Annotated in this window: 1 protein-coding gene; it reads left to right on the top strand. The window is 64.4% G+C overall.

The window, feature by feature from the left end; all coding sequences use genetic code 11:
• The first annotated feature begins 142 nt into the window (after positions 1-142).
• Positions 143-1,594, top strand: a complete 1,452-nt coding sequence (locus tag CJZ82_RS17405; RefSeq protein WP_158218637.1) for an IS66 family transposase — start codon at positions 143-145, stop codon at positions 1,592-1,594.
• Positions 1,595-1,673 lie beyond the last annotated feature (79 nt).

Raw genomic sequence — 1,673 nt, 5'->3', positions numbered from 1 at the left:
GTATGCGTTCAGGGGGCAGGACAGCTCGCAGCGAACATCGCTACGGCTGAACCCTTGACGTCGGCGTGATTCCCGATTGCATCTCAGGCAGAGACTGCTTTGGATGATTACTCCTCCTGCCGGGATTTCAAAGGCGGACTGGATGTCGTGGCCGGCCGGTGCCAGAGAGCTCGTCCTGGTTCAGCAGCAGGAGATCGAGGAGCTCCGCGCCCAGCTCACCGCCTTGGCGACGGAACTTGCGAGCCTGCGGGAGAGGATCGGCCGAACGTCTCGCAACTCCTCCAAGCCGCCCTCCAGCGACGGGCCGGGTTTTAAGCCCCCAGAGCGTCGCAAGGGCAGTGACCGTAAGCGGGGTGGCCAGCAGGGCCATCCCGGAGCTGGCCCGGAATTGCTGCCGATCGAGCGGGTGGACGAGGTGGTGGAACACCACCCGGCGGCCTGCCGTCGCTGCGGCCAGCTTCTGCAGGGTGAGGATCCCGAGCCCTTGCGCCACCAGGTGATCGAGATCCCGCCGATCACACCGCTGGTGATTGAGCACCGGCTGCACCGGTTGGTGTGCCCGTGCTGCTCCACCAGCACCTGTGCTGCGTTGCCGGCGGATGTGGAGGCCAGCCGTTATGGCCCCCGGCTCAGCGCCCTGGTGGGTCTTTTGGGCAGTGCCTTCCCCTTGAGTTTCAGCAAGACCCAGGCGCTGCTGGATCAGCTGCTGGGGGTAGAGATCAGTCGCGGCGCCATTGCAGCGATCCGCAGGCGCTTGAGTGCAGCCCTGGAGCTGCCGATGGCAGAAGCACTGCAGGCGGCGCGGCAGCAGCCGGTGGCCTACGTCGATGAAACGGGTGCTCCCACCGGCAACGCTGACGGCAACAATCCCGATCGCCGCCGCGGTTGGCAGTGGGTCATGGTCACACCGGTGGTGACGGTGTTCCTGCAGAGCCTGAACCGATCGGCGGCCGCTGCGATCGAGCTGCTGGGCGATGCCTTTGGCGGCATTCTGGTGAGCGATCGCTTCTCGGCTTACAACTACCTGAGCACCCAGCAACGACAGCTGTGCTGGGCGCACCTGATCCGCGATCTCAATGCCATCGCCGAACGCACTGGTGTCAGCGGTGAGTTCGCAGTGGAGTTGCTGGGCCTGCAACAGCAGCTGTTTGCCCAGTGGCACCAGTGGAAGAAGGGAACGATTGATTGGCCGCAGCTGCAGCAACGCTGCCAGCCGATTCGCCAATCGTTTGAGACCACGCTGCAGCGCGCAGTGGATCTGGGCTGCGAGCGGAAAGAGCGAACGCCCTGGGCCAAGACGGTGCGCACCTGTCAGCAGCTGCTGCAGCGCAACCAAGCGCTGTGGACCTTCCTTGAGCGCCCTGGAGTGGAACCCACAAATAACGCTGCAGAGCGTGCCCTGCGCCAGTCAGTCATCCAGCGCAAGATCAGTCATGGTGTCCAGTCGGCGGGCGGTGCCATCTGCCGCAGTCGATTGCTCACGGTTACCATCACCCTCAGGCAACAGGGCCGGGATGTCTGGCCATTTCTGGAGCAAGTCTGGATCTCCCATCACCGCGGTGGCGTGATGCCCTCACTGCTGCCGGATTCCTGAACTGTTCAGCTCACGCCGCCGCGTCCTTGGCCCCTCAGCGGTATGCGGTCAGGCGTGGATTACAGAGCTCGTGCGTACC

This window comes from Synechococcus sp. 1G10 (assembly GCF_002252625.1).
Classification (GTDB): domain Bacteria; phylum Cyanobacteriota; class Cyanobacteriia; order PCC-6307; family Cyanobiaceae; genus Regnicoccus_A.
This window is presented reverse-complemented; position numbering and strand designations above follow the sequence as displayed.

Excerpts from the sequence above, each read along its gene's own strand:
- CJZ82_RS17405 (WP_158218637.1), top strand. The coding sequence starts at position 143 with ATGTCGTGGCCGGCCGGTGCCAGAGAGCTCGTCCTGGTTCAGCAGCAG.